This window comes from Thiohalocapsa halophila (assembly GCF_016583825.1).
GTDB lineage: Bacteria > Pseudomonadota > Gammaproteobacteria > Chromatiales > Chromatiaceae > Thiohalocapsa > Thiohalocapsa halophila.
Window position 1 is genome coordinate 60,648 of the sequence record NZ_NRRV01000008.1, and the last position, 24,987, is coordinate 85,634.

30 protein-coding genes and 1 tRNA gene are annotated in these 24,987 nt (G+C 68.0%); 19 read left to right on the forward strand and 12 right to left on the reverse strand.

Going from position 1 to position 24,987, the window contains the following annotated elements; translation table 11 throughout:
• Positions 1–99: 99 nt before the first annotated feature.
• From CKO31_RS05070 to CKO31_RS05080, 3 genes are all read right to left on the reverse strand, one after another.
• On the reverse strand, positions 100–501 hold the full coding sequence (locus CKO31_RS05070) for an H-NS histone family protein (protein ID WP_200234622.1): 402 nt from the start codon (positions 499–501) through the stop codon (positions 100–102).
• Between the two features lie 307 nt (positions 502–808).
• Positions 809–1,111: a hypothetical protein gene (locus CKO31_RS05075; protein WP_200234624.1), complete on the reverse strand. Its 303-nt coding sequence runs from the start codon at positions 1,109–1,111 to the stop codon at positions 809–811.
• A 652-nt stretch (positions 1,112–1,763) separates the two neighbouring features.
• Positions 1,764–1,839 (reverse strand) — tRNA-Ala (locus tag CKO31_RS05080).
• A gap of 161 nt (positions 1,840–2,000) precedes the next feature.
• Here CKO31_RS05080 and arsS point away from each other — a divergent pair.
• Positions 2,001–2,975 (forward strand): arsenosugar biosynthesis radical SAM (seleno)protein ArsS, encoded by a 975-nt coding sequence (gene arsS, locus CKO31_RS05085; protein ID WP_200234626.1) that lies wholly within the window; start codon positions 2,001–2,003, stop codon positions 2,973–2,975.
• A 14-nt stretch (positions 2,976–2,989) separates the two neighbouring features.
• Positions 2,990–3,634, forward strand: a complete 645-nt coding sequence (locus CKO31_RS05090) for a TIGR04282 family arsenosugar biosynthesis glycosyltransferase (protein ID WP_200234628.1) — start codon at positions 2,990–2,992, stop codon at positions 3,632–3,634.
• Positions 3,635–3,806: 172 nt separating this feature from the next.
• On the opposite strand, the gene CKO31_RS05095 is transcribed toward CKO31_RS05090, so the two are convergent.
• Entirely contained in the window at positions 3,807–4,619 is an 813-nt protein-coding gene (locus CKO31_RS05095; RefSeq protein WP_200234630.1) for a cytochrome C assembly family protein, read from the reverse strand.
• 237 nt (positions 4,620–4,856) lie between these two features.
• On the opposite strand from CKO31_RS05095, the gene ffh reads away from it, so the two are divergent.
• The 12 genes from ffh (at position 4,857) to CKO31_RS05155 (ending at position 14,259) form a co-directional block, all read left to right on the forward strand.
• Positions 4,857–6,278, forward strand: a complete 1,422-nt coding sequence (ffh, locus tag CKO31_RS05100) for a signal recognition particle protein (RefSeq protein WP_200234632.1) — start codon at positions 4,857–4,859, stop codon at positions 6,276–6,278.
• A gap of 47 nt (positions 6,279–6,325) precedes the next feature.
• Positions 6,326–7,147: an urease accessory protein UreD gene (locus tag CKO31_RS05105; RefSeq protein ID WP_322789095.1), complete on the forward strand. Its 822-nt coding sequence runs from the start codon at positions 6,326–6,328 to the stop codon at positions 7,145–7,147.
• 58 nt (positions 7,148–7,205) lie between these two features.
• Positions 7,206–7,508, forward strand: coding sequence for an urease subunit gamma (gene ureA, locus CKO31_RS05110; protein WP_200234636.1), 303 nt, complete (start codon positions 7,206–7,208; stop codon positions 7,506–7,508).
• 172 nt (positions 7,509–7,680) lie between these two features.
• A complete protein-coding gene (locus CKO31_RS05115) occupies positions 7,681–8,037 on the forward strand; it encodes an urease subunit beta (RefSeq protein ID WP_200234638.1) in 357 nt (118 codons plus the stop codon).
• A complete protein-coding gene (gene ureC / locus CKO31_RS05120) occupies positions 8,034–9,752 on the forward strand; it encodes an urease subunit alpha (RefSeq protein ID WP_200234640.1) in 1,719 nt (572 codons plus the stop codon). Before CKO31_RS05115 ends, ureC begins: the two co-directional genes overlap by 4 nt.
• A 286-nt stretch (positions 9,753–10,038) precedes the next feature.
• Positions 10,039–10,440: a type VII toxin-antitoxin system MntA family adenylyltransferase antitoxin gene (gene mntA, locus CKO31_RS05125; protein WP_200234642.1), complete on the forward strand. Its 402-nt coding sequence runs from the start codon at positions 10,039–10,041 to the stop codon at positions 10,438–10,440.
• Positions 10,437–10,862 carry a type VII toxin-antitoxin system HepT family RNase toxin gene (gene hepT, locus CKO31_RS05130; RefSeq protein ID WP_200234644.1) on the forward strand — a complete coding sequence of 142 codons (426 nt, stop codon included), beginning with the start codon at positions 10,437–10,439 and terminating at the stop codon, positions 10,860–10,862. Before mntA ends, hepT begins: the two co-directional genes overlap by 4 nt.
• 13 nt (positions 10,863–10,875) lie before the next feature.
• On the forward strand, positions 10,876–11,340 hold the full coding sequence (ureE, locus tag CKO31_RS05135; RefSeq protein ID WP_200234720.1) for an urease accessory protein UreE: 465 nt from the start codon (positions 10,876–10,878) through the stop codon (positions 11,338–11,340).
• Positions 11,300–12,022: an urease accessory protein UreF gene (locus CKO31_RS05140; protein WP_242475158.1), complete on the forward strand. Its 723-nt coding sequence runs from the start codon at positions 11,300–11,302 to the stop codon at positions 12,020–12,022. Before ureE ends, CKO31_RS05140 begins: the two co-directional genes overlap by 41 nt.
• A gap of 34 nt (positions 12,023–12,056) precedes the next feature.
• A complete protein-coding gene (gene ureG, locus CKO31_RS05145; RefSeq protein ID WP_200234645.1) occupies positions 12,057–12,683 on the forward strand; it encodes an urease accessory protein UreG in 627 nt (208 codons plus the stop codon).
• A 7-nt stretch (positions 12,684–12,690) separates the two neighbouring features.
• Positions 12,691–13,029, forward strand: coding sequence for a membrane protein insertion efficiency factor YidD (gene yidD, locus CKO31_RS05150; RefSeq protein ID WP_200234647.1), 339 nt, complete (start codon positions 12,691–12,693; stop codon positions 13,027–13,029).
• 60 nt (positions 13,030–13,089) lie between these two features.
• The gene (locus CKO31_RS05155; protein ID WP_200234649.1) at positions 13,090–14,259 is read left to right on the forward strand and encodes an AI-2E family transporter; all 1,170 of its coding nucleotides are present in this window, start codon (positions 13,090–13,092) and stop codon (positions 14,257–14,259) included.
• Positions 14,260–14,287: 28 nt separating this feature from the next.
• Here the strand turns inward: CKO31_RS05155 and CKO31_RS05160 are convergent, their stop codons facing one another.
• A complete protein-coding gene (locus CKO31_RS05160; protein WP_200234651.1) occupies positions 14,288–14,662 on the reverse strand; it encodes an HIRAN domain-containing protein in 375 nt (124 codons plus the stop codon).
• Positions 14,663–15,237: 575 nt separating this feature from the next.
• Between CKO31_RS05160 and CKO31_RS05165 the strand changes: the two genes are divergently transcribed.
• Positions 15,238–15,390 (forward strand): hypothetical protein, encoded by a 153-nt coding sequence (locus tag CKO31_RS05165; protein WP_200234653.1) that lies wholly within the window; start codon positions 15,238–15,240, stop codon positions 15,388–15,390.
• 126 nt (positions 15,391–15,516) lie between these two features.
• Here CKO31_RS05165 and CKO31_RS05170 read toward each other — a convergent pair whose 3' ends face one another.
• Positions 15,517–15,696: a hypothetical protein gene (locus CKO31_RS05170; protein WP_200234655.1), complete on the reverse strand. Its 180-nt coding sequence runs from the start codon at positions 15,694–15,696 to the stop codon at positions 15,517–15,519.
• Between the two features lie 102 nt (positions 15,697–15,798).
• The gene (locus CKO31_RS05175; protein ID WP_200234657.1) at positions 15,799–17,256 is read right to left on the reverse strand and encodes an NAD(P)/FAD-dependent oxidoreductase; all 1,458 of its coding nucleotides are present in this window, start codon (positions 17,254–17,256) and stop codon (positions 15,799–15,801) included.
• 314 nt (positions 17,257–17,570) lie between these two features.
• Between CKO31_RS05175 and CKO31_RS05180 the strand changes: the two genes are divergently transcribed.
• Complete coding sequence (locus CKO31_RS05180) at positions 17,571–18,140, forward strand: L,D-transpeptidase family protein (RefSeq protein WP_242475159.1); 570 nt, start codon at positions 17,571–17,573, stop codon at positions 18,138–18,140.
• A gap of 40 nt (positions 18,141–18,180) precedes the next feature.
• On the opposite strand, the gene CKO31_RS05185 is transcribed toward CKO31_RS05180, so the two are convergent.
• Entirely contained in the window at positions 18,181–18,993 is an 813-nt protein-coding gene (locus CKO31_RS05185) for a peptidylprolyl isomerase (protein WP_200234659.1), read from the reverse strand.
• A gap of 92 nt (positions 18,994–19,085) precedes the next feature.
• Here CKO31_RS05185 and CKO31_RS05190 point away from each other — a divergent pair, with 92 nt between their 5' ends.
• Entirely contained in the window at positions 19,086–19,325 is a 240-nt protein-coding gene (locus CKO31_RS05190; protein ID WP_200234661.1) for a hypothetical protein, read from the forward strand.
• 184 nt (positions 19,326–19,509) lie between these two features.
• Here CKO31_RS05190 and CKO31_RS05195 read toward each other — a convergent pair whose 3' ends face one another.
• From CKO31_RS05195 to CKO31_RS05210, 4 genes are all read right to left on the reverse strand, one after another.
• Positions 19,510–20,574, reverse strand: coding sequence for an agmatine deiminase family protein (locus CKO31_RS05195; protein WP_306341709.1), 1,065 nt, complete (start codon positions 20,572–20,574; stop codon positions 19,510–19,512).
• Positions 20,575–20,611: 37 nt separating this feature from the next.
• Positions 20,612–21,217 (reverse strand): HdeD family acid-resistance protein, encoded by a 606-nt coding sequence (locus CKO31_RS05200; protein WP_200234662.1) that lies wholly within the window; start codon positions 21,215–21,217, stop codon positions 20,612–20,614.
• Between the two features lie 82 nt (positions 21,218–21,299).
• A complete protein-coding gene (locus CKO31_RS05205; RefSeq protein WP_200234664.1) occupies positions 21,300–21,773 on the reverse strand; it encodes a tellurite resistance TerB family protein in 474 nt (157 codons plus the stop codon).
• Positions 21,774–21,861: 88 nt separating this feature from the next.
• Positions 21,862–22,455: a SprT family zinc-dependent metalloprotease gene (locus CKO31_RS05210; protein ID WP_200234666.1), complete on the reverse strand. Its 594-nt coding sequence runs from the start codon at positions 22,453–22,455 to the stop codon at positions 21,862–21,864.
• A 555-nt stretch (positions 22,456–23,010) separates the two neighbouring features.
• Here CKO31_RS05210 and rimP point away from each other — a divergent pair.
• Positions 23,011–23,469, forward strand: coding sequence for a ribosome maturation factor RimP (rimP, locus tag CKO31_RS05215; protein WP_200234668.1), 459 nt, complete (start codon positions 23,011–23,013; stop codon positions 23,467–23,469).
• Positions 23,470–23,484: 15 nt separating this feature from the next.
• Complete coding sequence (nusA, locus tag CKO31_RS05220; RefSeq protein WP_200234670.1) at positions 23,485–24,987, forward strand: transcription termination factor NusA; 1,503 nt, start codon at positions 23,485–23,487, stop codon at positions 24,985–24,987.

Genomic DNA, 24,987 nt, shown 5'->3' on the forward strand with positions numbered 1-24,987 from the left:
GTGCCGCGCGCCACGAGCGCATCCTGGAGAGGCTGGTGCGGCGGGCGCCGGCGGCTGAAGGGGAGGGGGTGGGTACCGCCAACCTGGCAATTGATCCGATCACGCTGCCAATTGCAGGTAGGTCGCCTTGAACTCGTCACGTTGTGCTTTGTCTGCCGGGTCGTAGCCGGCGGCTTCCATTTTCTCACGCAGCCAGGTTGGCAGGGGTCCGCGTGAGTAGCTCTGCGCTGGATTCTCGGGATCGACATAGCGCGTCGCGTCACCCGAGGCACGTCTTGCGGACCGACCGCGACGACCCTTGCTCAGCTGCGCCACCACGTCATCCAAGCTATAGCCGCGAGCCTGGATCTGCTCACGGAGCTCGTCGATGAAGGCAGCGAGCTCGGCGGCCTGTTGCGCGCGCAACGCCTCTCGCAAGGCATTCTCGTTGGCTTCGAGCTGCGCGAGCTGGGCCTGGATCTCTTCAACGGACTGGGGCGCAGATGCTTGTCTCTTCGGCATTGTTGATCTCCTCAATGGTGCTTTCTGAAAATGGAGTAGCTCGCGCAAGGGTTCGACGAACGGCAGCTCAGGCGATGGCGCTTTTGCGCGCCTGCGGAGGCTGTGCGCTCGGTGTGCTGTTGCGGCCGTCGACGCCGACGCAGTGAGGTCTGTGCGCGCAGGCTTTCCTGTTGCGCTGTGGTCACGGGTTGCACCGGAGGCTTGCGGTTCGACGCGGATGTAGCGAGGGTATTCCGGCGCCTGCACAGCGTCAGCGGCCGCTGACTTATGAAGCGGATGTGACGATACGTTAAATGACCAATGGGTGTCAAAGCATGCCGCTTCCAATGGTGAGCTGCTGGCTCAGGCAGCGAGTGCTGATCGGCGTCATCATGGCGGCTGGATATTGCGTCGGCAGCGGTGCCGTGGAAATGCCCGATTCAACGACGGCGGGCAGTCGCGGCGGAGATGCCACGCCTGCAGACGCGGCGCTCGCGGTGACGGGGTGCACCGCGCGGATACCGCGAATATCCGCTACCCCGTGCAGAGCCGGCGTGCATGTGGGCAGTTGGGCCGACAGCTCTGGGTCGGGAGAGCTTGGGTGCGGAATCAGTCGCTCGACGAGCTGCACAAGGCCTACTCAAAGCAAAAGAGTCATCAAGGGCTCGCCGGAATATTTGCACCCGATGGCATTAGACGGCATAGCGGGGCGCGAACAATATGACGCGCCCAAAACCGTAATCGCGTCATTGGCCTTGGTAGAGAAGCAAAAGATCTATTATCTATAGGCCTTGATCATAACTCCGACCACTCGGGCGGCGCGGGGCGGGTGGACCGCTGAGCTGACCGCTGGGGGCAGTGGATGCCTAATCGTTCGGTGTGCAAGGAAGCCGATGCGCTCCTCGCCAAGTGGCAACCGAGGCGCACCAGAAGAATCGATGGGCCAGCAGCCGAGCCGCAAGAGCGAAGAGCTGATGGTTGGGTATCTGCATGCCGGTCGCGCAGACAAGCACCCCTGAATCTGCCGTCGCGACCCGAATGCCGTTGAGCACCTGCGCGAGCACCTTCTTAGAGTATGGATCGCCGACACGACGCCGGCGAAGCGTGCCGATGCACGCCACCGCACGCAAGGTGATGCTAGAAGGGACTGGTTCTCGGGCGAAGTATTGCCCGCAGAGCGGAAGGGTATTCTGCCACGAAGACGGGCGACGCCTCGGTGACCTCAAGCGCAGCTTCGCGAAAGCCTGCGAGCGGGCCGGCATAGGCTAAGCCACTGAAAAGATTGGTGGAGCCGAGGGGGATCGAACCCCTGACCTTCGCATTGCGAACGCGACGCTCTCCCAGCTGAGCTACGGCCCCGGTGCGCGGGGATCGGCGCGCGCTCAGGTGTGGGCGAGCGCGGTCCGAATCCGCAATTGTATCACCGTTGTCGGTTTTGACAATTGCTTCGCTGCCGCCACTTGCTGGGCAGTAGGCCGCGCACGCGGCCCTGACCCCGCAAGCCGCCCTGGAGTTGTGTCGTGCTGGACTCGAAACCCTTGTTGCTGGAGACCGATTTCCCGCCCATCGCCCGTCGGCACCTGAGCACGGTTCAGGTCAATCTGGGCTATCGCTGCAATCAGTCCTGTGTGCATTGTCACGTTGATGCCGGGCCCAAGCGGCGGGAAGAGATGAATGCCGAGACCATGGAGCAGGTGCTGGCCTTTCTGAAGCACAGCGGCGCCGAGACCTTGGACATCACCGGCGGCGCGCCGGAGCTGAACGCCGTGTTCCGGCCACTGGTGGAGGCGGCGCGCGCGCTCGGCGTACACGTGATGGACCGCTGCAATCTGACCATCCTGACGGAGCCGGGACAGGAGGATCTGGCGGAGTTTCTGGCGGCACATCGGGTGGAGATCATTGCCTCGCTGCCCTGCTATCTGGAAGACAATGTGGACGGCCAGCGCGGCAAGGGCGTGTTCGACGGGAGCATTCACGGGCTCCGACAGCTCAACGCCCTGGGCTACGGCGCCGATGACGCGGAATCCACCGGGCTGTTGCTGAATCTGGTCTACAACCCGGTGGATGCGGTACTGCCGCCGCCGCAGTGCGCGCTGGAGGCGGACTACAAGCGCGAGCTGCACGAGCGCTACGGCATCCGCTTCAGCCGGCTGCTGACCCTGGCCAACATGCCGATCCAGCGCTTCGGCGGCTGGCTGTTGTCCACCGGCCGCTTCGATGACTACATGCGCCTGCTCAAGGGCGCCCACCGGGACGAGAACCTGGACGCCGTGATGTGCCGGGACCTGATCAGCATCGACTGGCAGGGCTATGTCTACGACTGCGATTTCAATCAGATGCTGGGGCTGCCCTTGGGTGCAGCCGCCGGCGAGCGCCGACACATCAGTGAGCTGTCGGACGCCTCGGGCCTGACCGGAGTCGGCATCCGTGTCGGCGAGCACTGCTTCGGCTGCACGGCCGGGCAGGGGAGCAGCTGCGGCGGGGCGCTCAGCTGACGGCGGTTCGGGCCTTGGACGCCGGCGGCGGATATCGCTTTCCGCGGGCGCGGATTCTGGTGCTCGCGAAGGCGCCGGTGGCGGGCGCCTGCAAGACACGGCTGATTCCGGCGCTGGGCGCCGAGGGCGCAGCGGCGTTGCATCGGGAGCTGCTGGAAGGGACCCTTGCGCGGCTGGCGCCGGCGGGCATCGCACCGCTGGCGCTGTGGTGTGCACCGGATGCGCAGCACCCGGTCTTCCGCGCTTCGGCCCGGCGCTTCGGGCTGTCCCTGCACATCCAGCAGGGCGGCGACCTCGGCGAGCGGCTGCTGTATGCAGCGACGGATGCCTTGGCGCAGGCCGAGGCCGTGGTGCTGATCGGCTGCGATTGTCCGGGGCTCGGGCCGGCGCAGGTCACGTCAGCCTTGGCCGCGCTGTTGGAGTCGCCGCAACAGGATGCCGTGCTCGGGCCGGCGGACGACGGCGGTTACGTGCTGCTCGGGCTGCGGCGGGCGGCGCCCGAGCTGTTCACCGACATCCCCTGGGGCGGCGATCGGGTGGCCGCCGCCACCCGGGCGCGCATGGCCGGGCTCGGCTGGCGGTGGCAGGAGCTCGCGTCATTGCCGGATCTCGATAGGCCCGAGGACCTGTTGTGGTATAGGCAGGTGATTACGGGCTGAGGGTGGCTCACGGCGCGCGTCGGTGTCGGGCTTCGCTGCGCTCAGCGCCGACCTACAGGTGTGCCGCGCGTAGGTCGGTGCCGACGGTAGGAGGCCCGACGCTGCGCTGGAGACCGGCTTCGGGCTGGCTCTTGGGCGGCGCTGCGGACAGCCCGCCCCCCGTCCCGGCGCCTCAGCGGTGCAGGATCAGCTCCAGCACGAATTTGGAGCCGAAGTAGGCGAGGATCAGCAGCAGGAAGCCGCTCAGCGTCCAGCGGATGGCCTTCTGGCCGCGCCAGCCCCAGACGCGGCGGCCGAGCAGCAGGCCGCCGAACACCATCCAGGCCAGCACCGAGAGTACGGTTTTGTGCACCAGGTGCTGGGCGAACATGTTCTCCAGGAAGGCGAAGCCGGACAGCAGCGCCAGGGTCAGCAGTGCGAAGCCGATGCCGATCATCTCGAACAGCAGGGCTTCCATGGTCATCAGCGGCGGCAGCGCGCGGATGAAGGTGTTGGGCTTGCGCCGGCGCAGATAGCTGTCCTGCACCGCCAGCAGCACCGATTGCACCGCGGCGAGGGTCAGCAGGCTGTAGGCGAGCATGGACAGCAGCACGTGCAGCTTCAGGATCCAGCTGGCGTCCTCGCTCATGAAGCCGACGCCGGGGTAGATCAGGTCCAGCAGCACCGTGATGGCCGCCAGCGGTAGGATGACCAGCCCGAGATTCTCGATGGGCTTGCTGAGACTGGAGATCAGCAGCGACGCCACCACCGTCCAGGACGCCAGCGACAGGGCATTGAAGAAGGCGAGATTCAAGCCGGCGTGGCTGAAAATGGCCTGATACAGCAGCCAGGTGTGCAGGATGAGGCCGAGGAAGCCGAGCCCGAGGGTGGCCTGGCGTAGCGCCTGCACTGAGCCCAGCTCGCGGTTGAACAAGCGCCAGCCGATGAGGCTCGCGCTAGCCAGATACAAAGCGATGCTGAAGAGGGCGATTGGGGCACTGCTCATGGCCGCGGATCATCGCATAACTGTGCCCTTGCCGGAACGCGGCAGAGCCTGGACAAACCGGCCGGCGGGCTGTTCTTTGCGGCTGCCTTGATTTAGGTTAACGACTGCGCTTGCCGTCGGCGGCAACGCCGGTACGGTGTCCCCATCTGATAACCCTGGGAGATCGATGCCGACGCTGTCAGGCTACCCGGCCGGTGTCATCCCGTTTGTCCCACCCCGTTAGCGAAAGTACACACCATGTTCGACAGCTTGCAGGAGCGCTTCGGCGAGGTGCTCAAGGGCCTGCGTGGCCAGGCCCGGCTTACCGAGGACAACATCAAGGATACCCTGCGCGAGGTGCGCATGGCACTGCTGGAGGCCGACGTCGCCCTGCCGGTGGTGCGCGGCTTCGTGGAGCGGGTGCGCGAGCGCGCCCTGGGCGCGGACGTCACGAAGAGCCTGACGCCGGGCCAGGTGCTGATCAAGATCGTCAACGACGAGCTGACGGCGCTGATGGGCGAGTCCAACGAGGGACTGGCGCTGAACGTGCAGCCGCCGGCGGTGATCCTGATGGCGGGCCTACAGGGGTCGGGTAAGACCACGACCACGGGCAAGCTCGCGCGCTTTCTGAAGGAGCGCCAGGGCAAGAAGGTCATGGTGGTCAGCACCGACGTCTACCGCCCGGCGGCTATCGACCAGCTGGAGAGCGTCGCCAAGGACGTCGGCGTCGATTGCTTCCCGAGCACCTCGGACCAGCAGCCGACGGCCATCGCCGAGGGTGCCGTGGCTGCGGCCAAGAAGCAGTTCAAGGACGTGCTGATCGTCGACACCGCCGGTCGGCTGGCCATCGACGAGGCGATGATGGCCGAGATCCAAGCGCTGGAGGCGTCGCTGTCGCCGGCGGAGACCCTGTTCGTCGTGGACAGCATGACGGGTCAGGACGCGGCCAAGACCGCCAAGGCCTTCCACGACGCGCTGCCGCTGACGGGCGTCATCCTGACCAAGGCGGACGGCGACGCCCGCGGCGGTGCGGCGCTGTCAATCCGCGAGGTTACCGGCAAGCCCATCAAGTTCCTCGGCACCGGTGAGCGCAGCACGGCGCTGGAGCCCTTCCACCCGGACCGGGTGGCCTCGCGCATCCTCGGCATGGGCGACGTGGTCTCCCTGGTGGAAGAGGTCCAGCAGAAGGTGGACCACCAGCAGGCCGAGAAGCTCGCGAAGAAGCTCAAAAAGGGCAAGGGCTTCGACCTGACGGACTTCCGCGACCAGCTGAAGCAGATGAGCCAGTTCGGCGGCATGGCCGGCCTCATGGACAAGCTCCCGGGCATGGGCCAGGTGCCGGACCAGGTCAAGAACCAGGTGAACGACAAAGAAGTCGTCAAGCTCATTGCCATCGTCGACTCCATGACACCCATGGAGCGGGCCCATCCGCAGATTATCAAGGGCAGCCGGCGCAAGCGCATCGCCATGGGCTCCGGCACCCAGGTGCAGGACGTGAACAAGCTGCTGAAACAGTTCACGCAAATGCAGAAGATGATGAAAAAGATGAAAGGCGGCAACATGGCCAAGGCGATGCGCCAGATGCAGGGCCGGCTGCCGCCCGGCATGGGGGGAATGGGTGGACCCGGCGGCGGTATGCCGCCCGGTGGCTTCCCGCCCGGCGGCGGCTTCCCGATGTGAGCCCTCGGCCCGCGGCCGCGGTCTCTGCGTCGGAGGAGGTCCCGCCCGTGGGCTGGCGCGCCGAGCTCCACCTGCACTGCGAGCGGCGCCCCGGCCCGAGCGGCCCGCGCACAGTGCTGGCCCACAAGCACCAGCTGGGCCCGTTGACGCTGCAGCGCGCCTTCCACCCCGAGGGTGCGCCCTGCCATCTCTACCCGCTGCACCCGCCGGGCGGCGTCGTCGGCGGCGATGTGCTGGATGTGCGTCTCGACATCGCCGCCGGCGCCCACGCTCTGGCCACCACCCCGGGGGCGGCGAAGTTCTATCGCAGCGCCGGCGATTGGGCCCATCAAGCCCAAGTGCTCGCGGTCGCGCCGGGCGGCGTGCTGGAGTGGCTGCCGCAGCCGGCGATCCTCTTCCCGGGGGCGCAGGTGGCGAGCCGAACCGAAATCCAGCTCCGCGGCAATGCGCGGTTTCTCGGCTGGGAGGTGCTCGCCCTCGGCCGGCCGGTGATCGGCGAGCGCTTCACCGCCGGCAGCCTGGATGCGGCGCTACGGGTGTCGCGGGACGGCCGCGCGCTGCTGGCCGATCGCCTGCGCCTGTGCGACGCAGCTGATTTGGTGCGCCCGGGCGGCCTGCGCGGGCGGGCGGTGTCCGGCACCTTCATTGCCACCGGTGCCGAGCAGGCGGATTTGGATGCGGCGGTGGCCGTCTGCAGCGACGCGCCCGGGACACTGACCGGGGTCAGCCGCCTCGACGATCTGCTGGTGGCGCGGGCACTGGCGGATACAACAGAGCCCGTGCAACGGGTATTCTGTGCGCTGTGGGCGGCGCTGCGGCCGCGTCTGCTGGGCCTCGCCCCGGCGCCGCCGCGCATCTGGGCTACCTGATGCCGCTTGGCCGACCGAGCAGGCCGCCCGCACAGCCGTTCATCCCTGAGAGGGCGCCATGGACCTGACACCGCGCGAGAAAGACAAGCTGCTGCTGTTCACGGCCGGGCTGCTGGCGGAGCGCCGCCGGGACCGGGGCCTGAAGCTCAACTACCCGGAGGCCGTCGCCTACATCAGCTGCGCCATCCTCGAAGGCGCCCGCGACGGGCGCACCGTTGCCGAGCTGATGGACTACGGCCGAACGCTGCTGACCCGAGACGACGTCATGGAGGGGGTGCCCGAGATGATTCCCGACGTGCAGGTGGAGGCCACCTTCCCGGACGGCACCAAGCTGGTGACCGTGCACGATCCGATTGTGTAGGGAGTGACGAGTGTCGAATGACGAGTGACGAGTGTCGAATGACGAGTGACGAGTGACGAGTCGCGAGGGGCGGGCCGTTCCAGGTAGATCCGCGAAGCCTCGGTACTCGCCCCTCGATAATCGCCCCTCCATACTAGCCCCTCGAAACTCGTTACTTGGAGCGCAGCGAACTATGATTCCAGGCGAAGTCTTCACCGCCCCCGGTGACATCGAGCTCAACGCCGGCCGCCCGGTGCTCAGGGTCGCTGTGGCCAACACCGGTGACCGGCCTATCCAGGTGGGCTCCCACTACCATTTCTACGAGACCAACTCGGCGCTCAGCTTCGAGCGCGAGCCCACCCGCGGCCACCGGCTGGATATTCCGGCCGGCACCGCCGTGCGCTTCGAGCCCGGACAGAGCCGCACCGTCGAGCTAGTGCCCTATGCCGGCGCGCGAGCGGTCTATGGCTTCAACGCCCAGGTGATGGGCCCGCTCGACCCGAGCAGCGACGCACCGGCTACCGGTGCCGACGGAGGTGACACGCCATGAGCAGGATCGGCCGCGACGCCTATGCGTCCATGTTCGGCCCGACCACAGGTGATCGGGTCAGGCTCGGCGACTCCGAGCTCATCATCCAGGTGGAGCGCGACCACACGGTCTACGGCGACGAGGTCAAGTTCGGCGGCGGCAAGGTCATCCGCGACGGCATGGGCCAATGTCAGCGCCAGGCGGACGAGGTGGTGGACACCGTCATCACCAATGCCCTGATCCTGGACCACTGGGGCATCGTCAAGGCCGACATCGGCATCAAGAACGGGCGCATTGCCGGCATCGGCAAGGCCGGCAATCCGGACACCCAGGCCGGCGTGGAGATCCTGGTCGGGCCCGGCACCGAGGCCATCGCCGGCGAGGGCATGATCGTCACCGCCGGCGGCATCGACGCCCACATCCACTTCATCTGCCCGCAGCAGGTGGACGAGGCCCTGACCTCCGGCGTCACCACGATGCTGGGCGGCGGCACCGGTCCGGCCACGGGCACCAATGCCACCACCTGCACACCCGGCCCCTGGAACATTCAGCGCATGCTCCAGGCCGCCGAGTACCTGCCGATGAATCTGGGCTTTCTCGGTAAGGGCAACGGCAGCCTGCCGAACCCGCTGGAGGAGCAGATCCGCGCCGGGGCCATGGGCCTCAAGCTGCACGAGGACTGGGGTACCACGCCGGCGGCCATCGACTGCTGCCTGGGCGTCGCCGAGAAGATGGACGTGCAGGTGGCCATCCACACCGACACCCTGAACGAGTCCGGCTTCGTCGAGGACACCATCGCCGCCTTCAAGGACCGCTGCATCCACACCTACCACACCGAGGGCGCCGGCGGCGGCCATGCGCCGGACATCATCAAGGCCGCGGGCCTGGCCAATGTGCTGCCGTCGTCTACCAACCCGACGCGGCCCTACACGGTGAATACCGTGGACGAGCATCTCGACATGCTGATGGTCTGCCATCACCTCTCGCCGTCCATCCCGGAGGACGTGGCCTTCGCGGAGTCGCGCATCCGCAAAGAGACCATCGCCGCCGAAGACATCCTGCATGATCTCGGCGCCTTCAGCATGATCGCCTCCGACAGCCAGGCTATGGGTCGGGTCGGGGAGTCCATCACCCGCACCTGGCAGACGGCGCACAAGATGAAGGTGCAGCTCGGCAGCCTGTCATCGCCCGATGGCCTGAGCGACCCGGCCGAGCACGACAACGCCCGCGCCAAGCGCTATGTCGCCAAGTACACCGTCAACCCGGCCATCACCCACGGCATCGCCCACGAGGTGGGCAGCGTCGAGGTGGGCAAGCTTGCGGACCTGGTGCTCTGGCGCCCGGCCTTCTTCGGTACCAAGCCGAGCCTGGTGCTCAAGGGCGGCATGATCGCCACCGCCGTCATGGGCGATCCGAACGCCTCCATCCCGACGCCGCAGCCGGTGCACTACCGGCCCATGTTCGCGGCTGTGGGGCGTGCGGTGGGCGAGACCAGCATGACCTTCGTCTCCGCCTGGGCCATGCAGGACGCCGTGGCACAGAAGCTCGACCTGAAGCGGCTCATCGGCGTCGCCCGCGACGTGCGTCAAGTCACCAAGGCGGACATGATCCACAACGCCTGGCAGCCCAAGCTCGAGGTGGACCCGCAGACCTACCAGGTGCGCGCCGACGGGCAGCTGCTCACCTGTGAGCCGGCGGATGTGCTGCCGATGGCGCAGCGGTATTTTCTTTTTTAGGCTCGAGGGGCTGAGGGCTCGTGACACCGCTGCGCGGTGTCACGAGTCGCCGGGCGCTCTGCGCCCTGACCGAGCCCGCGGCAGAGCCACAGGTTGGCTGCGGACAAGGTGCTCGCCTAACCCTTTGATTGTTGGGTTACGCTGTCGCCGACCCGAGCTATAGCGCACTGAAGCTGCGGAGGTTATGGCCATACATGCCCAGTCTCTGCTCGGTGTCACGGCTCGCAAGGCTTCGTGTGCCGCGACTGCGCGCCTGGCGCCATTGCACGGCGTCCGAGAGATAGCCATGCCGTTTGTGGAAAAGTTGACCGACGCGCTCCGCGGCGAGGATGGCGATCTCCTTTGTGCCTATCTCTTCGGGAGCGTTGCGCGCGGTGAGGATCGGCCGGACAGCGACGTGGATCTGGCCGTGCTGTTCCGTGACGATCCGCCGCGGACGCTGGCCGGGCTGCATCTGGATCTGGCAGATCGGTTGACCGGTGCGCTGGGCGGGCGGCGGGTCGATTTGGTGGTGCTGAATCGGGCGCCGGTCGACCTGGTGCACCGGGTGCTGCGCGATGGTGTCTTGCTCTTGGAGCGCGACCGCTCGGCGCGCATCCGCTTCGAGGTGCGCGCCCGCAACGAGTACTTCGACCTGCTGCCGCACCTGGAGCGCTATCGCCGTGGGCGCGATGAGGCCGGCCGATGACCGACGCGGATCTCGTCCGCAAGAAGCTCGCCTTCATCGAGACCTGCGTCGGGGATCTGCGCCGCTTCGCCGAGCCGGCGCGCATCGAGCAGGACATTCGCGAAGAGCGCTTCGTCGAGCACACGCTCCAGGTCGCGATCCAGGCGGCACTGGATGTGGCGTCGCATATCGTCTCCGATGATCGGCTCGGTGAGCCGGAGCACAATCGCGCCCTGTTCGAGCTGCTGGCGCGCGCGGGCTGGGTGCCTGCGCAGCTCGGGCCCGTGCTCAGCGATATGGTTGGTTTTCGCAACATCCTGGTGAACGGGTACCAGGCCGTCGACCCCGCAGCCGTGTGGGATGTCGTTGAGTATCACCTGGACGACCTGCTCGGTTATGTTGCCGCGATCCGCGCACGCTTGGGGAAGGCGGGCGATGCCTGATGCGGGCGTACCGATGCTCACGCGGCGTCTGCCCGAAGCCGTCGGGGAGCGCGCCACCGCGCACTTGACGCTGGATCAGCGCCAGCGCTCCCGCCAGCGCATCCGATTGGACGACGGCCGCGAGGCGGGCATCCTGGTGCCGCGCGGCGAGGTGCTGCGCGACGGCGACCTGCTGGGCGCCGACGGCGGCCTGGTGGTGCGCATCGTCGCCGCAGCCGAGCCGCTGTCCTGCGCCGAGAGCACTGATCCGCTGCTGCTGGCCCGCGCCTGCTATCACCTGGGCAACCGCCACGTCGCCCTGCAGATCGCCGCGGGGCGCCTGTGCTGGCTGCGCGATCACGTCCTCGATGATCTGGTGCGGGGCCTGGGCCTCGATGTGAGCCATGCGCAGGCGCCCTTTGAGCCGGAGCCCGGCGCCTACGGCGGCGGCCACCGGCATGGTCACGGGCACGGGCATGATGGGCACGAGCACGACTGACACCGCGCCGGGGGTGCAGACTGCATCGCTGCGGCTCATGCACCTGGTGAGCCCGTCGCTGCCGGTGGGCGGCTTCACCTATTCGCAGGGTCTGGAATGGGCGGTGGAGTCCGGCTGGCTCGGCGATGCCAAGGACGCCGAGCGCTGGCTCACCGGCGAGCTCAAGGCTACGCTGGCATGGCTGGACCTGCCCATCGCCGCACGCATGATGGCGGCGGTGGCGGCCGACGATCAAGATGGCCTCGCGCAGTGGACGCACCTGCTGCTGGCGGCCCGGGAGACCAGCGAGCTGCGCGCCGAGGAGCGCCAGCGCGGGCGGGCCATGGCCGATCTGCTGCGCGCCTGGGACCTGCCGGGCAGCGCCGACTGGCGGGACCTGCTGGCGCAGAGCCAGACCGCGGGCTTCGCCTTCGCCGCCGTGCGCTGGCAGATCCCGGTGGCCGACGCCCTCGGCGGGCTCGCCTTCGCCTGGGCCGAGAACCTGGTGCTCGCGGCGGTGAAGCTGGTGCCGCTGGGGCAGAGCGACGGGCAGCGGGTGCTGATGCGCATCGCCGCGGAGATTCCGGCCGCGGTGGACCTGGCGTGCGGCTTGGGGGACGATGACATCGGTGCATCCAGCCCGGCGCTGGCTATTGCGAGCGCCTGCCACGAGCGCCAATACACGCGGCTGTTCCGGTCCTAGTGTCCCTGACTGTTCCTGCTTTCGGTCCCGACCCATGACTGACAAGACCCCCCTGCGCGTCGGCGTCGGCGGCCCCGTCGGCTCCGGCAAGACGGCGCTGCTGGACGCGCTCTGCAAGCGCCTGCGCGGCGACTACGAGATCGCCGTGGTCACCAACGACATCTACACCCGCGAGGACGCGGAGCTCCTGATCCGCTCCGAGGCCCTGCCGGAGGCACGCATCATGGGGGTCGAGACCGGCGGCTGCCCGCACACGGCCATCCGCGAGGATGCCTCCATGAATCTCGCCGCGGTGGAAGACCTCCAGACCCGGTTTCCGGACCTGGACCTGATCTTCATCGAGAGTGGCGGCGACAACCTGGCGGCCACCTTCAGCCCGGAGCTGGCCGATCTCACCATCTATGTCATCGACGTCTCGGAAGGGGAGAAGATCCCCCGCAAGGGCGGCCCCGGCATCACCCGATCGAATCTGCTGGTGATCAACAAGATCGATCTGGCGCCCCACGTCGGCGCATCCTTGGAGGTCATGGAGCGCGACGCCAAGCGCATGCGCGGCGAGCGGCCCTTCGTGCTCACCAACCTGCGCGCCGGCGACGGCTTGGAGGCGGTGGCGGACTTCGTGCGCCGCGAAGGGCTGCTGACGCCGGCCGCGGCGGGCTGAGCGGAGCATGGCCGAGGCCAGTGTAGAGCGGCCTAAGTGGCGGCGGCTCGCCATTGCACCGCTGGTGGTGCTGATCAAGGTCTACAAATACGTCATCTCGCCGATGATCGGCCCGCGCTGCCGCTTTCTGCCCACCTGCTCGGACTATGCGCTGGAGGCGCTGGCGCGGCATGGGCCGGCCCGCGGCGGCTGGCTGGCGCTGCGGCGCATCGCCCGCTGTCATCCCTGGGGCGACTCGGGCTACGATCCAGTGCCGCCGGCCTGTGGGGAGCATCGATCCGCAGATGCCGCGAGCGGTGCCGACACGGCCGCCGATGCCGATCCTTCCGACCCGTCCCGGCGCTGAGCGCGACGCGCCGCCGCCCGGCGCCCGCATACGAACACTGAACAGGGAGCCCGTGACGCCATGAGCGACGCCGCCACCACCGATACCCAGGCACACCTCAGGCAGTCCCAACGACCCCGCGCAAAGCCCGACCCGGCCGTGGAGGCCGCCATCCGCATCGGCCTCCTCGCTGCCTTGCTACTGCTTTGCTACCGCATCATCGAGCCCTTCGTGGTGCCCATCGCCTGGGGCATCATCCTGGCAGTGGCGACCTGGCCGGGCTATCGGCGCCTGCTGGGCCTACTGCGCGGGCGCAGTGTGCCCGCCTCGGTGGCGTTCGTGGTCATCGCGCTGTTGGTGCTGCTGGTGCCCGTGGCCATGCTGAGCGGTACCGTGGTGCACGGGGCGGAGTGGCTCGCCCAGGGGTTCGAGACCGGCGATCTCAAGGTGCCGCCCCCGCCGGACCTGAGCGGTGTGCCGCTGTTCGGGCCTGAGCTCGAATCCCTCTGGCGCGACGCCTCCACCAACATCCAAGACACCCTGCGCGCACTGGAGCCGCAGCTGAAGGCGCTGGGTGGCTGGCTCCTGCATCTGGCCACCAGCGCCGGCATGGGCCTGCTGCATTTCGTCATGGCCATCGTCATCGCCGGGGTGCTGCTGGCCAAGAGCGACACCGGCCGCCGCGCCGCCGATGCCATCGGCTGGCGCCTGGCCGGGACGCGGGGCCTGCGCTTCGTGCGCCTGTCGGAGGGTGTGGTGCGCAGTGTCTCCCGCGGCATCCTGGGCGTGGCGCTCATCCAGGCGGTGCTGGCGGGGCTCGGCATGCTCGCCGCCGGCGTGCCCATGGCGGGGCTTTGGGCGCTGGTGGCGCTGCTGTTCGCCGTGGTGCAGATCGGCGCCTTTCCGGTGCTGCTGCCGGTGATGATCTATCTGTTCTACACCGCGGACCTCACCACGGCGGTGCTCTTCGCGCTGTGGGCGCTCTTCGTCGGCTCCATCGACAATGTGCTAAAGCCCATGCTCCTGGGCCGCGGGGCCTCGGTGCCCATGCCGGTGATCTTCATCGGCGCCATTGGCGGCTTCATCGCCGCCGGCATCATCGGCCTCTTCGTCGGCGCCGTGATCCTGGCACTGGGCTATGAGCTGTTCCTCGCCTGGCTCGCCGAGGTCGCGCCGCCCGGCGCCGAGTATCGCGCCGAGATGGCGAGCGAGACCTCGAGTCCAGCCGCAGATCCTGCTGGGGGCGACTGAGCCGTCTCCCGGCGTTGCGGATGCGCGACTAGCACATCAGCACCTCGATGCCGATGCGCGCATTGTGCTCCGCCGTCGGGTCCAGGCGCTCGATGCGGGCGCTCAAGCGGCGCTGGCGGTCCAGCAGTCGGGCGGCGACGAGGTTCTCGCCCCGCGGCAAATAGCCGAGCTTGCGCCCGCGCCAGCGCAGCGCGACGGCATTCGGGTCGTGCGGATTGTCGCGCTCGCGCTCCAGGGTCAATTGCGTGCGTCGGGCCAATGCCGGCCACAGCTGCGGGGCCTCGTGGTGGCGGAAGCCGGCGAGCTGGGTGTGCTGAAGCGCGATGGGCCGGGCCTGGCGTGGGTGTCCGGCAGGCTCCAGGGCGAGCTGCGGCTGCTGGGCGAGGCGGGAGGCTCGTGGCATGGTGGGTCTCCTGCGCGTGTTGCGACACTGCCTGGCTCCGATCTAGTGCAACGCGGTACCGATTCCGACACCGATCCCGCTTGGTCAACACCATTGCAAACGGGTTGCGGACTCTAACGACTGTGCACTCAATATCAGCATAGGCGACACGGTGGCTCAATCCGTGAGCCCGCTTGTCGTGTATCAGGGGCAATGTTAGCCACGGCGGGATGCAAAGCTCCGAGGCCATGCGGGAAGATCGCGCCGCTTGTCCGAGCGCTGCATCCGGGCGTGCGCCTGGCGCGGTGGTCCTGCACCGCCCGGTACGCTTTTTTGCGAGTCTGCGGCATGGGGGCGCTCGACTCGGCGCCGCCCGCACCGTCTTTTTGCCCCCTAGGTAGATTGTCGTGCGTCCTTTGCTGCTAGCCGTATTGCTCGGGTTGTGCATGGTCTTGCCCACTGCGTCGCTGGTCGCCGAGGAGGCCGACAATGCGCCCCAACCCGTCAGTAGGGGCGACCCCTAAATCCCGGCGGGGGAGCTGGAGCCGCTGCCGAAGGCGCAGCTACTGGTTGAGGCGGCTGCCTGGCAGGACCTGGTGCAGGCCAAGTCGGAGGCGATGGCGGCGGCACAGATTGAGAGCAAGCCGCAGCGGGACGTGCATCTCCACCTCGCCGACGCCCGGGCACTGCGCGAGCTCGCGGTGGGCGACGCCGGGCTCGACGACGGCGATGCCGAGCGCAGCGGCTAGGTTGTGTGAATGTCGCGAAACCAATGTCCGCGAGGCTCGGCGGATACCGGAATGGGGCCGTCCTTGGCCACCGCCATGAACTTGGCGCGCGCGCGGGGCAGGCGCCCCGCGCGTTGATGGGCTGTGTCAGTGGTGCGACTTCAGCAGCAGCCGCAGGATCTTGAAGTTGATGATCCAGAACCGGACGAACTGCCAGACGACGCTGGTGCGCAGCCAGCGAACGAATTTAGTGGGCACCGGTGGATAGTAAGCCTGTTGATAGGGCTCTTTGTTCTTCGGCTTTGCGGGTATGGTGTCGGTGGACATGGAGCAACCTCTGGATGAATGACTGGATGACCTGAAGCCGGGAGGTGCCGAGCCGACGCAGGCGGACAGACGCGCCCCCGCTGCGCCGCTCGGGGATGCGGCTCAGTCCGGCAGCACGGACCAGCCCGGGCGCAGCTTGGCTTGATACATGAACACGTGGTGCAGGATGTACTTCATCCAGTGGCCGGCGAGGCCGATCTCGCCGAAGGTCAGATGCATGTCCCGGCCGTATTCCGGGTAGGTCTCGTAGTCCGGCACCACCGGGAACACCGTCATGGTGGCCGCCGTGCCCTTGAAGATGTGAAAGCCCGTGGAGGCGACACAGGCGGCGCCCATCTCCGCCATGGAGGCGGTGTGGGTGAGCTCTACGTCGCCCTGTAGCAGGTCGCGGATATTCTCCGCCACCGCCTTGCCGATGGCCGCCGACGGCATGCCGGTGCGCGGCGGCGTCGGGCTGATGGGCGTGCCATTGGTGCTTTTCATGGGCTTGCTGATGGGATGCGGCGGTGCGAAGGCGATGCCGATGGCGAAGATGTTCTTGTACTTCGGCGTCTGGTAGGTGCGCGGCCAGTCTTCCTTGCTCCAGTCCTCGTAGGGCTTGGGGGTGTAGTCGCCGTCCACCTTCATGAAGCCGTTGGGGGCGAACAGCTCCGCGGTGATGTCGGTGCCCGTGGCGTCGAAGGCCTTCAGCGGCTGGCCGGCAAAGGGCGGGATCAGCATTGCGAAGTCGAACTCCAGCTCGTGCTCGCTGCCGTCGAGGAGCTCGTAGGTGAGCTTGCCCGGCTCGACCTGCTTGACCGCCGCGCGCACGATCCACTCCATGCCGCGCTCCACCATCAGGGACTCGGCGAACACCTTGCCGTTGGTGATGTAGCCGCCGCGCTTGATGTGCACGCCGCCCATGCCGAAGTCGCCGAGCTCGTACTCGTTGCTGATCCACACCAGCCGTGCCCGGTCGCGCACGCCGGCCTGGCGCAGCAGGTGGTCGACGTTGTAGATGTACTCGAAGGCGGCCCCCTGGCAGGTGCACATGCCATGGCCGGTGCCGATGACGAAGGTCTTTTGCTGCCCTTGCTTCATCGCGGTGATGGCCGCCTGCAGCTGCTCGTTGGCGTGCAGGGCGTGCTGGGGCGTGCACACGGAGGTGGTGTAGCCTTCGTCGGGCCCTAGGCCCGGCGTGGCGCCGAAGTTGAGCTTCGGCCCGGTGGCGTTGACCAGGTAGTCGTAGGGGATGGCCGCGCTCTCGCCGCTGCGGGCGGGGTCGGTGTACTCGATCATGACGTGCGGCTCCTGCATGGCGCCGCCGCCGTCGGGATAGATGGACAGTGCCCGGGCCTGATGGAACTTGACGTTGATCTTGCGGTAGATGGGCTCGAGCTCGAAGGTGACCTGCTTCTCGGTCATCTCGCCGACGCCGACCCAGATGTTGGATGGAATCCAGTTCCATTTGGCGTTCGGCGACACGACGATGACCTCGTGCTCGTTGCCGATCCACTTGCCGAGATAACGGGCGGTGGTGTGTCCGGAAATGCCGGCGCCCAGAATCAGAACGCGTGCCATGGGTGACCTCCTCGGATGATTTGCCGCCTAAGCTACTCCGCTCGGCCAGCGCCCGACAAAGACACAGATCAACTCTGACGTGGCTTTAATGATTGGTGGCGTTGGGGTTTTCGTGGATGGGGCCGGCCTCGCCGCGCGCCTGCATGCGCCCGGCGGCAAAGGCGTCGCCGAGGCAGGCCGGTTGCGCCGGAGCCTGGTAAGATCGCCGCTTCAGGGAGATATTGGGCTCTATACGTGTATGAGCTGCCGCTCCTGTGCACCAATAAGGTGCGCGGAATGGATGCGAAGCTCCCACCCCAAATAGGCTTGTTGCCATGGTTTCTGCCTTCCTTCGCTCCGCCGGCCTCGGCTTGGCTGTCTGCCTCTCCGGCTCCGTGGCGGCCATGTCGGTGCTGCCTGGCTGTACTGTCAAGCGTGCCCAGGAGCCTGTAGAGGCGCAGGCACAGAGCCCCATGGTCGCGGACAAGATTCTGGTGAAGAAGCGCCAGCGCCGGCTCTATCTCATGCGCGATGGCGAGCCGTTTCGGACCTATCGCATCAGCCTCGGTATCGAGCCGGTGGGGCACAAGCAGCGCCAGGGGGACAATCGCACCCCCGAAGGCCGCTATACCATCAGCGGGCGCAACGCCCGCAGCAAATTCTATAAGGCACTGCACATCTCCTACCCGAGCCTCGACGATCGTCTGCGTGCGGCCGCCGAGGGCTGGGATCCGGGCGGCGCCATCATGATCCACGGCGAGCCTCGGGGCGCGCGCTTCGCCGAGCTGCGCGATCTAGTGCGCGACGAGGACTGGACCCAGGGCTGCATTGCCGTCTCCAATCTCGCCGTGGACGAGATCTGGCGCTATGTCGGCGACGGCACGCCCATCGAAATCGAGCCCTGACCGCAGGCCACCCACGCGCCGCGAGCGCCGGCGCTGCGGCTCAGAGCCGGAGCCACACCGGCTTGGCGCGTCGCGCCCAGACCGCATACACCGGATCCGCGTGGCCGAGTCTGGCGGCGTATTGGTCCGCGGCGGGTCGCGGCAGTCCCCGCAGGCTCCAGGCCGGATCGTTGTCATCCAGGCGCAGGAAAGGCTCATCGGCGAAGAAATCCGTGGGACGGCCCCGCCAGCGTCCCTGCATGCCGGGGCCGTTGGCGGGGAGGACTGCGAGCAGGTCGGCAACCCGGGCGCTACCGGCGCCGGCGGGGGGCGCGTCGGCCACGGAGACGACGGTGGTGGTCACCTCCAGTGCTTTGCCGGCCAACGGGTGGCTCGGGTCCAGTCGCAGTCCGCCGGCCGAAACCTCCGTGACGCGAACCGGCGCGCCCTGGCTGCCGCGGCGGCTAGGCACATCCACCAGGATGTCGCCGGGGTAGAAGCGCCCGCGCCGCGGCTCCACCGAGCCTCTGCCGAGACAGTGCTTGTTGAACTGATTCGGCTGCAGCGTCAACAGCTCCGCTGGATGCTGATTCGCCGGCAGCACTCCGGGCTCGAACCGGCAAGTGGCGCGATGGCCGGCGGGCTTGTCCATCACCGCCGCCATGATTGGCCGAGGCAAGGTCGACCGCGCCAGATCCACCTGGGGCAGAAAGAGGCTGTCGCAGTGCTGTACGGCGTCGCTTTGCCAGCGCAGGTCGAGGCGCAGCGCGGTGACGGTGCCCGAGCGCATCCGCGATGCACGGGCGGCGGTGTCGGCCTCGGGCGCGACGGCGCTCGCGGGGGCTCGGGTTGCAATTTGCTGCACTTTTGTCATGGCATAAATATAAGCGAATGCTAATGTCATGACCCAAAGGTCGCCGGGCTCGCTGCCCGGCGCAAAGGTGGTTGTATTTGCAGGAGGTTGTCATGTTCCCTTCCCTTGTCGCGAGCGGTTTGACGCTGGTGCTCGCCGCCGGCAATCAGGTGGCGGCCGAGGGCGGAATCAGCGTTACCTCTGCCCGCCCGCCGGCAGCCGGGGCCGCTGCGCAGCTTCCCGGCGCCGCCCCGACGCCCGACATAGGGCGTCGGCTCGCCGCTCATCCCGTCTGGACTCGGGCGCAGGGGCAGGGCTCCACCGACGCCGCCAAGGTCAGCAACATCGACTGATGGCCCCCGGGGACTGGGGCGTCGATGCGCCCCGCAGCGGGCAAGAATCTGCCGTGGGTCGGGCTGAGGAGCGACGCCCCACACCATGCCGGCCGTAAGCATCTGACTGTCGGGCCTGCTGACGTCGGTCTGACCTGAGCGGCGGGGCCCGGGCACAGGACCTGCGCGGGGCGCGTGACGGCGGTTAGCGCCATGCGCCGGCGGCGGGCAGCTGCATGGTGATGCAATGCAGGCTGCCGCCCTGGCGGATCAGCGCCCGGCAGTCGATGATCTCGACGCTGCGCCCGGGAAAGCAAGCGGCCAGACGCTCGGCCGCGACGGCATCCGCCGGATCGCCATAGCCAGGCATCAGCACTGCGTCGTTGATGATCAAGAAGTTGGCATAGCTCGCGGCCAGGGGGCTGCCGTCTGTCGCCGTCAGCGGGGCGGGGGCCGGCAGTGGCACCAGCGTGTAGGGCCGGCCGTCGGTGCGCCGGAGTGCGGCGAGCTCCCGCCGGAGCCCCGCGAGCGCAGTGCGCTCGGCCTTGGATGCCGCCGGGTGGGGCGTGGCATGGCAAATGATGCCGGGGGCACACAAGCGCGCCAGGGTGTCGATGTGGCCGTCGGTGTCGTCGCCGTCGAGCTGGCCCTGCTCCAGCCACAGACAGCGCCGGATGCCCAGCGTGCGCGCGAGCTCCTGCTCGATGGCCGCCTGATTCCAGCCCGGGTTGCGCGCCGGGTCCAGCAGGGTCCGGCGCACGGCCAGCAGGTTGCCGGCCCCGTCGGTGTCGATGGCACCGCCCTCCAGCACCAGCGGGCTCGCCGTCAGTGCCGTGTCGCCGAGCCAGCCCGCGGCATGCAGGCGCGCGGTGATGCGGTCATCCAGGTCGGCCGGAAACTTTCCGCCCCAACCGTTGAAGCGGAAGTCCACCGCCTGCGCCCGCGCGGCACTGTCGAGCACAATCAGCGGGCCATGGTCGCGTGTCCAGGTGTCGTTGCTGGCCGCGATGGCCAGCGCGACCGCCCCCAGGGGGATGTCGGCGGCCGCAAGACGCCCGCGCACATGCGCGCGGTGGCCGGCGTCGTTGCAGACCACGAGCAGTCGCTGGCGGGCTGTGACCGCGGCGGCGATGCGCAGATACACCGCCTCGACGGCTTCGATCTGTGCTGCCCAGTCCGTCGCCGGATGCGGCCAGGTGAGCAGCACCGCGGCCTGCGGCTCCCATTCCGCCGGCAGGCGCGGCAGGCGCGGCAGGCCGATGGTCGACAATCCGCAGGCCTTTGCCGCCGTGCAGGCCGTAATCGCGTCAGGCGCTCACCGACCCCCGGGCCTTGCGCTCCTTGGCTGCGGCACGCGCCGCCAGCGCGACGAAGACATAGGCCCAGCCGTTGAAGATGAGCTCGATGGCGATGAACAGTCCGATGACCCAGAGTCCGGACTGCGGCCACTCCAGCAGGATCAGCGCGCCCAACAGCACCGAGACGACGCCGGACAGCAGCGGCCACCACCAGCCCTTCGACGGGCGCACCTGGAAGGCCATGATCGTCCGCAGAATACCGACGGCGATGAGGGCGTAGGCGATGATCAGGGTGAGCGACAGCGCGGCCAGCTCGGTCTGCAGCAGCATGAGCAGACCCGTGACCACGTAGAGCAGCGCGATGAGCACATGCCAGGCGATGCTCTTCCAGCCGCGACACTTGATCGCATCCAGGAGCTGGAAGACGCCGCCCGCCACTAGCAGCACGCCGAAGAACACCACGGAGAACTCGGTCAGCAGGAAGGTCATGCCGAGACCCAGGGTGCCTAGCACAATGGAGACCAGGCCAAACAGCAGGAGCCAGCCCCAGTTGCGCTCCAGCTCGCCGAAGATGCTCGGTGTCGGTGGCAGCGGTGCGTTGGTGTCGAGGCGCATGTCGGTCTCCTGTCGGTGGGCATGGGCATCGGTGCGATGCGCGTCGGGTCAGAGCAGGCCGGGTCCGGTGGGGTCGGGCCGCTCAGCCGCCGCCGGCTGCCGCGGCCTGCTCGGCTTGGAGCTTGGCATGAATGAACACGTCCTGCGGAACATGGAGTAGCTCCGAGAGCTTGCGGACCAGGTACTCTTCGTGGCGGCCGAGGCGCGCATCGGCGTAGGCGACCTGCCACAAGGCCGCTACCAGCCGGACCTTGTCCTCGGGTCCGTAGTGCTCGTTGATCAGCGATGTGAACTGGAAATAGTCCGTCGCCGCCTTACGCTCGGCATCGGCGCAGCCCAGCAGGGCCTCGGCCTGCGAGTAGGTCATGCCGAAGCATTCGCGGACCAGGGCCATGACCGTATCGCGCTCAATGGTCTCCGGCGCCTCTTCCATGTGCGTCATCTCCAGCAACAGCGCTGCGGCGGCGCGGCGTACCGCCTGCTCGGCGGCTTCGGGGGCGCGCTCGCCGGGACGGGACAAGTGGGTGTTGAAGAAGGTACGAATGCTGCTCAGCATGGTGGCTTGGGTCCTGTTTGCGCCTCGGCATCTCGGCGCTGCGACGGGCCTGGTCGGCCCCGGGGATGGGAAGATGGGGGCGGCGCCGTCAGCTTTCCTGCTCCGCCGCGGGTGGGCGGCCCGGGCGCAAGGCCTGGCCGCAGGCGCGGCAGACATAACTGACCCCGCGCAGCACGCGGTGGTGGCGGATGCTGGTGAGGGCGTGCTCACCGCAGCGGCAGTGGTAGGGATGGCGGCGCACGCGCCTCGCCGTCAGCCCCGAGACATCGAAATCGTGGCAGCGGCGCGGGTCGGCGCCCAAGTCGCGCATAAGCTGCTGCCATTGCGGTCCATGCGGGCGAATCCGCCGCCCGAAGCGCAGGAAGGCCAGGTAGTGGGCGACCTCGTGCGGCACGGTCTGGGCCAGGAAGTCGGCCTCGTGGCGTGCGAGCAGCGCCGGGTTGTAGCGAATGCTGGCATACCCGCGGCTGTCCACCCGAAACTGCCCGGCCGAGCGACCGCGCAGGTCGAAGGCGATCCGCGGCCGCGGCACGGGCTCTTGGATGAGCGCGCTGCCGGCGGCCAGTAGCTCGGACGTGCGTGCCAGCGCGCGCGTGCGCGCGGCATGGTCGCCGCCGGTGTCCGCACTCGAGCGAGGGCCTGAGTGCGGGCTCGGGTCATGACCAGCGTCGGGAGTTGGCACGCCGGGTGTCGCCATGGCGCGGATTACAAGGGAATCGGCGCCTCCTGTCCAGGCTTAGCGCCCGCCGCGCCCGGGCCGTGCGCAGGGCGATTGATGCCCGCTTGCGGCTCGACGTCAATCCCCCAGGACGCCCGCGCGAGCTGGTCTGCGCCTTGCGGAAAGTCAGCATTCGGGGTACTATTCCGCGGCTTGGGCATCGGCGCGTTGAGGTTGCTGATGTATGGCAGCACTGCCGTTGCGGCGCATCGAGCTACGGCTCGGCGCCGCCCATCGGGGCTGCCAATGAGTGTGTCGCCACCCGCTTGGCGGAATCGGGCGTAGACGACTGGGCCGCTGGCCCATTTTTTATTTCTGGCGATAACGATCGCAAGCGCCGTCCGCAGCGCTCGGTCGCGGGCAGCGCCCGGCGGGCACGGCGCGGATGACCGCGCTGCCACGACTGCGTCGAGGCGCGGGCTCGCGCCCAGGGGCAGGCCGCGAGAGCGCCGTGATCCGCAGGCGGCCAGCCGTTCGCAGAGCAGCAATGACGCATCACCCGGCCGTGCCGGGTACGACATGAAAGGTGTCCAACCGCAGCTCCTCGATCTCGTCCGCTCCGTGGTGGAGCCCATGGGCTATGAATGCGTCGGCGTGGAGCACGACAGCAGCGCCGGTGGCGGCGCCGTGCTGCGGGTCTACATCGACCATGCCGACGGCATCGGCCTCGACGATTGCGAGGCCGTCAGTCACCAGCTAAGCGGCGCGCTGGATGTGGCGGACCCCATCGCCGGTCACTACGACCTCGAGGTCTCGTCCCCGGGTCTCGACCGGCCATTGCTGGAGCTTGCGCACTTCCGGCGCTTCACCGGCGCACGGGCCCGCGTGCGGTTGGCGGAGAAGCTGGACGGGCGGCGGCGCTTCGACGGCCGGATCGTCGGTGTCGACGGCGAGACCGTATTGCTGGACGTGGACGGCGAGCGCATGGCGCTGCCCTTCGCGCGCATCGAGTCGGCGCGGCTGGTGCCCGAATTCTGAATACTGGTTGACACTATGAGTAAAGACATTTTGCTGGTGGTGGAGGCGGTCTCCAACGAAAAGGACGTACCCAAGGAGATCATCTTCGAGGCCATGGAGGCCGCGCTGGCCTCGGCCACCCGCAAGAAGCACGGCGGCGACATCGAGGCGCGCGTGGCCATCGACCGCGAGAGCGGCGACTACGAGACCTTCCGGCGCTGGGAAGTCGTCCCCGATACCGAGGGCGAGCCGCTGGAGGCGCCAGAGCGCCAGATCACGCTGTCCGCGGCCAAGGAGCTGGATCCTGCTCTGGACCTTGGCGGCTATGTCGAAGAGCCCATGGAGTCCGTGCTCTTCGGGCGCATCGCCGCCCAGACCGCCAAGCAGGTCATCGTGCAGAAGGTGCGCGAAGCCGAGCGCGCCAAAGTGGTGGAGATGTTCCAGCACCGCGAGGGCGAGCTGGTGACGGGCATCGTCAAAAAGGCCGAGCGCGGCACGATCGTGCTGGATTTGGGCGGCACTGCCGAGGCTCTGGTGCCGCGCGATCAAATGATCCCGCGCGAGAACGTGCGCCCCAACGACCGCCTGCGCGGGCTGCTCTACGAGGTCCGCTCCGAGCTCAAGGGGCCGCAGCTGTTCGTGAGCCGCACCGCGCCCCAGCTACTCATCGAGCTGTTCAAGCTGGAGGTGCCGGAGGTGGGCGAGGGCACCATCGAGATCCTAGCTGCCGCCCGCGACCCCGGCCTGCGTGCCAAGATTGCCGTGCGCACCAAAGACCCTCGCATCGACCCCGTCGGTGCCTGCGTCGGCATGCGCGGCTCGCGTGTGCAGGCCGTCTCCAACGAGCTCAACGGCGAGCGCGTGGACATCATCCAGTGGGACGAGAACCCGGCGCAGTTCGTCATCAACGCCATGTCGCCGGCGGACGTGATGTCCATCGTCATCGACGAAGACGCCCGCAGCATGGACGTCGCCGTGAAGGAGGATAATCTATCCCAAGCCATCGGCCGTGGCGGCCAGAACGTGCGCCTGGCGAGCCAGCTCACTGGCTGGGAGCTCAACGTCATGAGCGAAGAGGACGCTGCCGCCAAGGGCGAGGAAGAGGCCCGGCGCATCGCCTCGCTGTTCATGGAGCAGCTGCAGGTGGACGAGAACGTCGCCTTCGTGCTCGTGGAGGAGGGCTTCACGAGCATCGAGGAAGTGGCCTATGTGCCCACGGCGGAGCTCCAGTCCATCGCCGAGTTCGACGACGAGATCATCGATATCCTGCGCCAGCGCGCCAAGGACGTGCTGCTGACGCGCGCTGTCACCGGCACCGAGAGCGACGAGGGTCAACCGGCGACCGACCTGCTCAGTATGCCGGGCATGGACGACGAGCTGGCCTATGCCCTCGCGCGGCGCGGCATCGCGTCGATGGAGGAGCTCGCCGAGCAGTCGGTGGATGAGCTGATGGAGATCGAAGGCATGGACGAAGAACGGGCCGCCCAACTCATCATGACCGCGCGCGAGCCCTGGTTCGCCGAGTCGGAACAGGCCTAG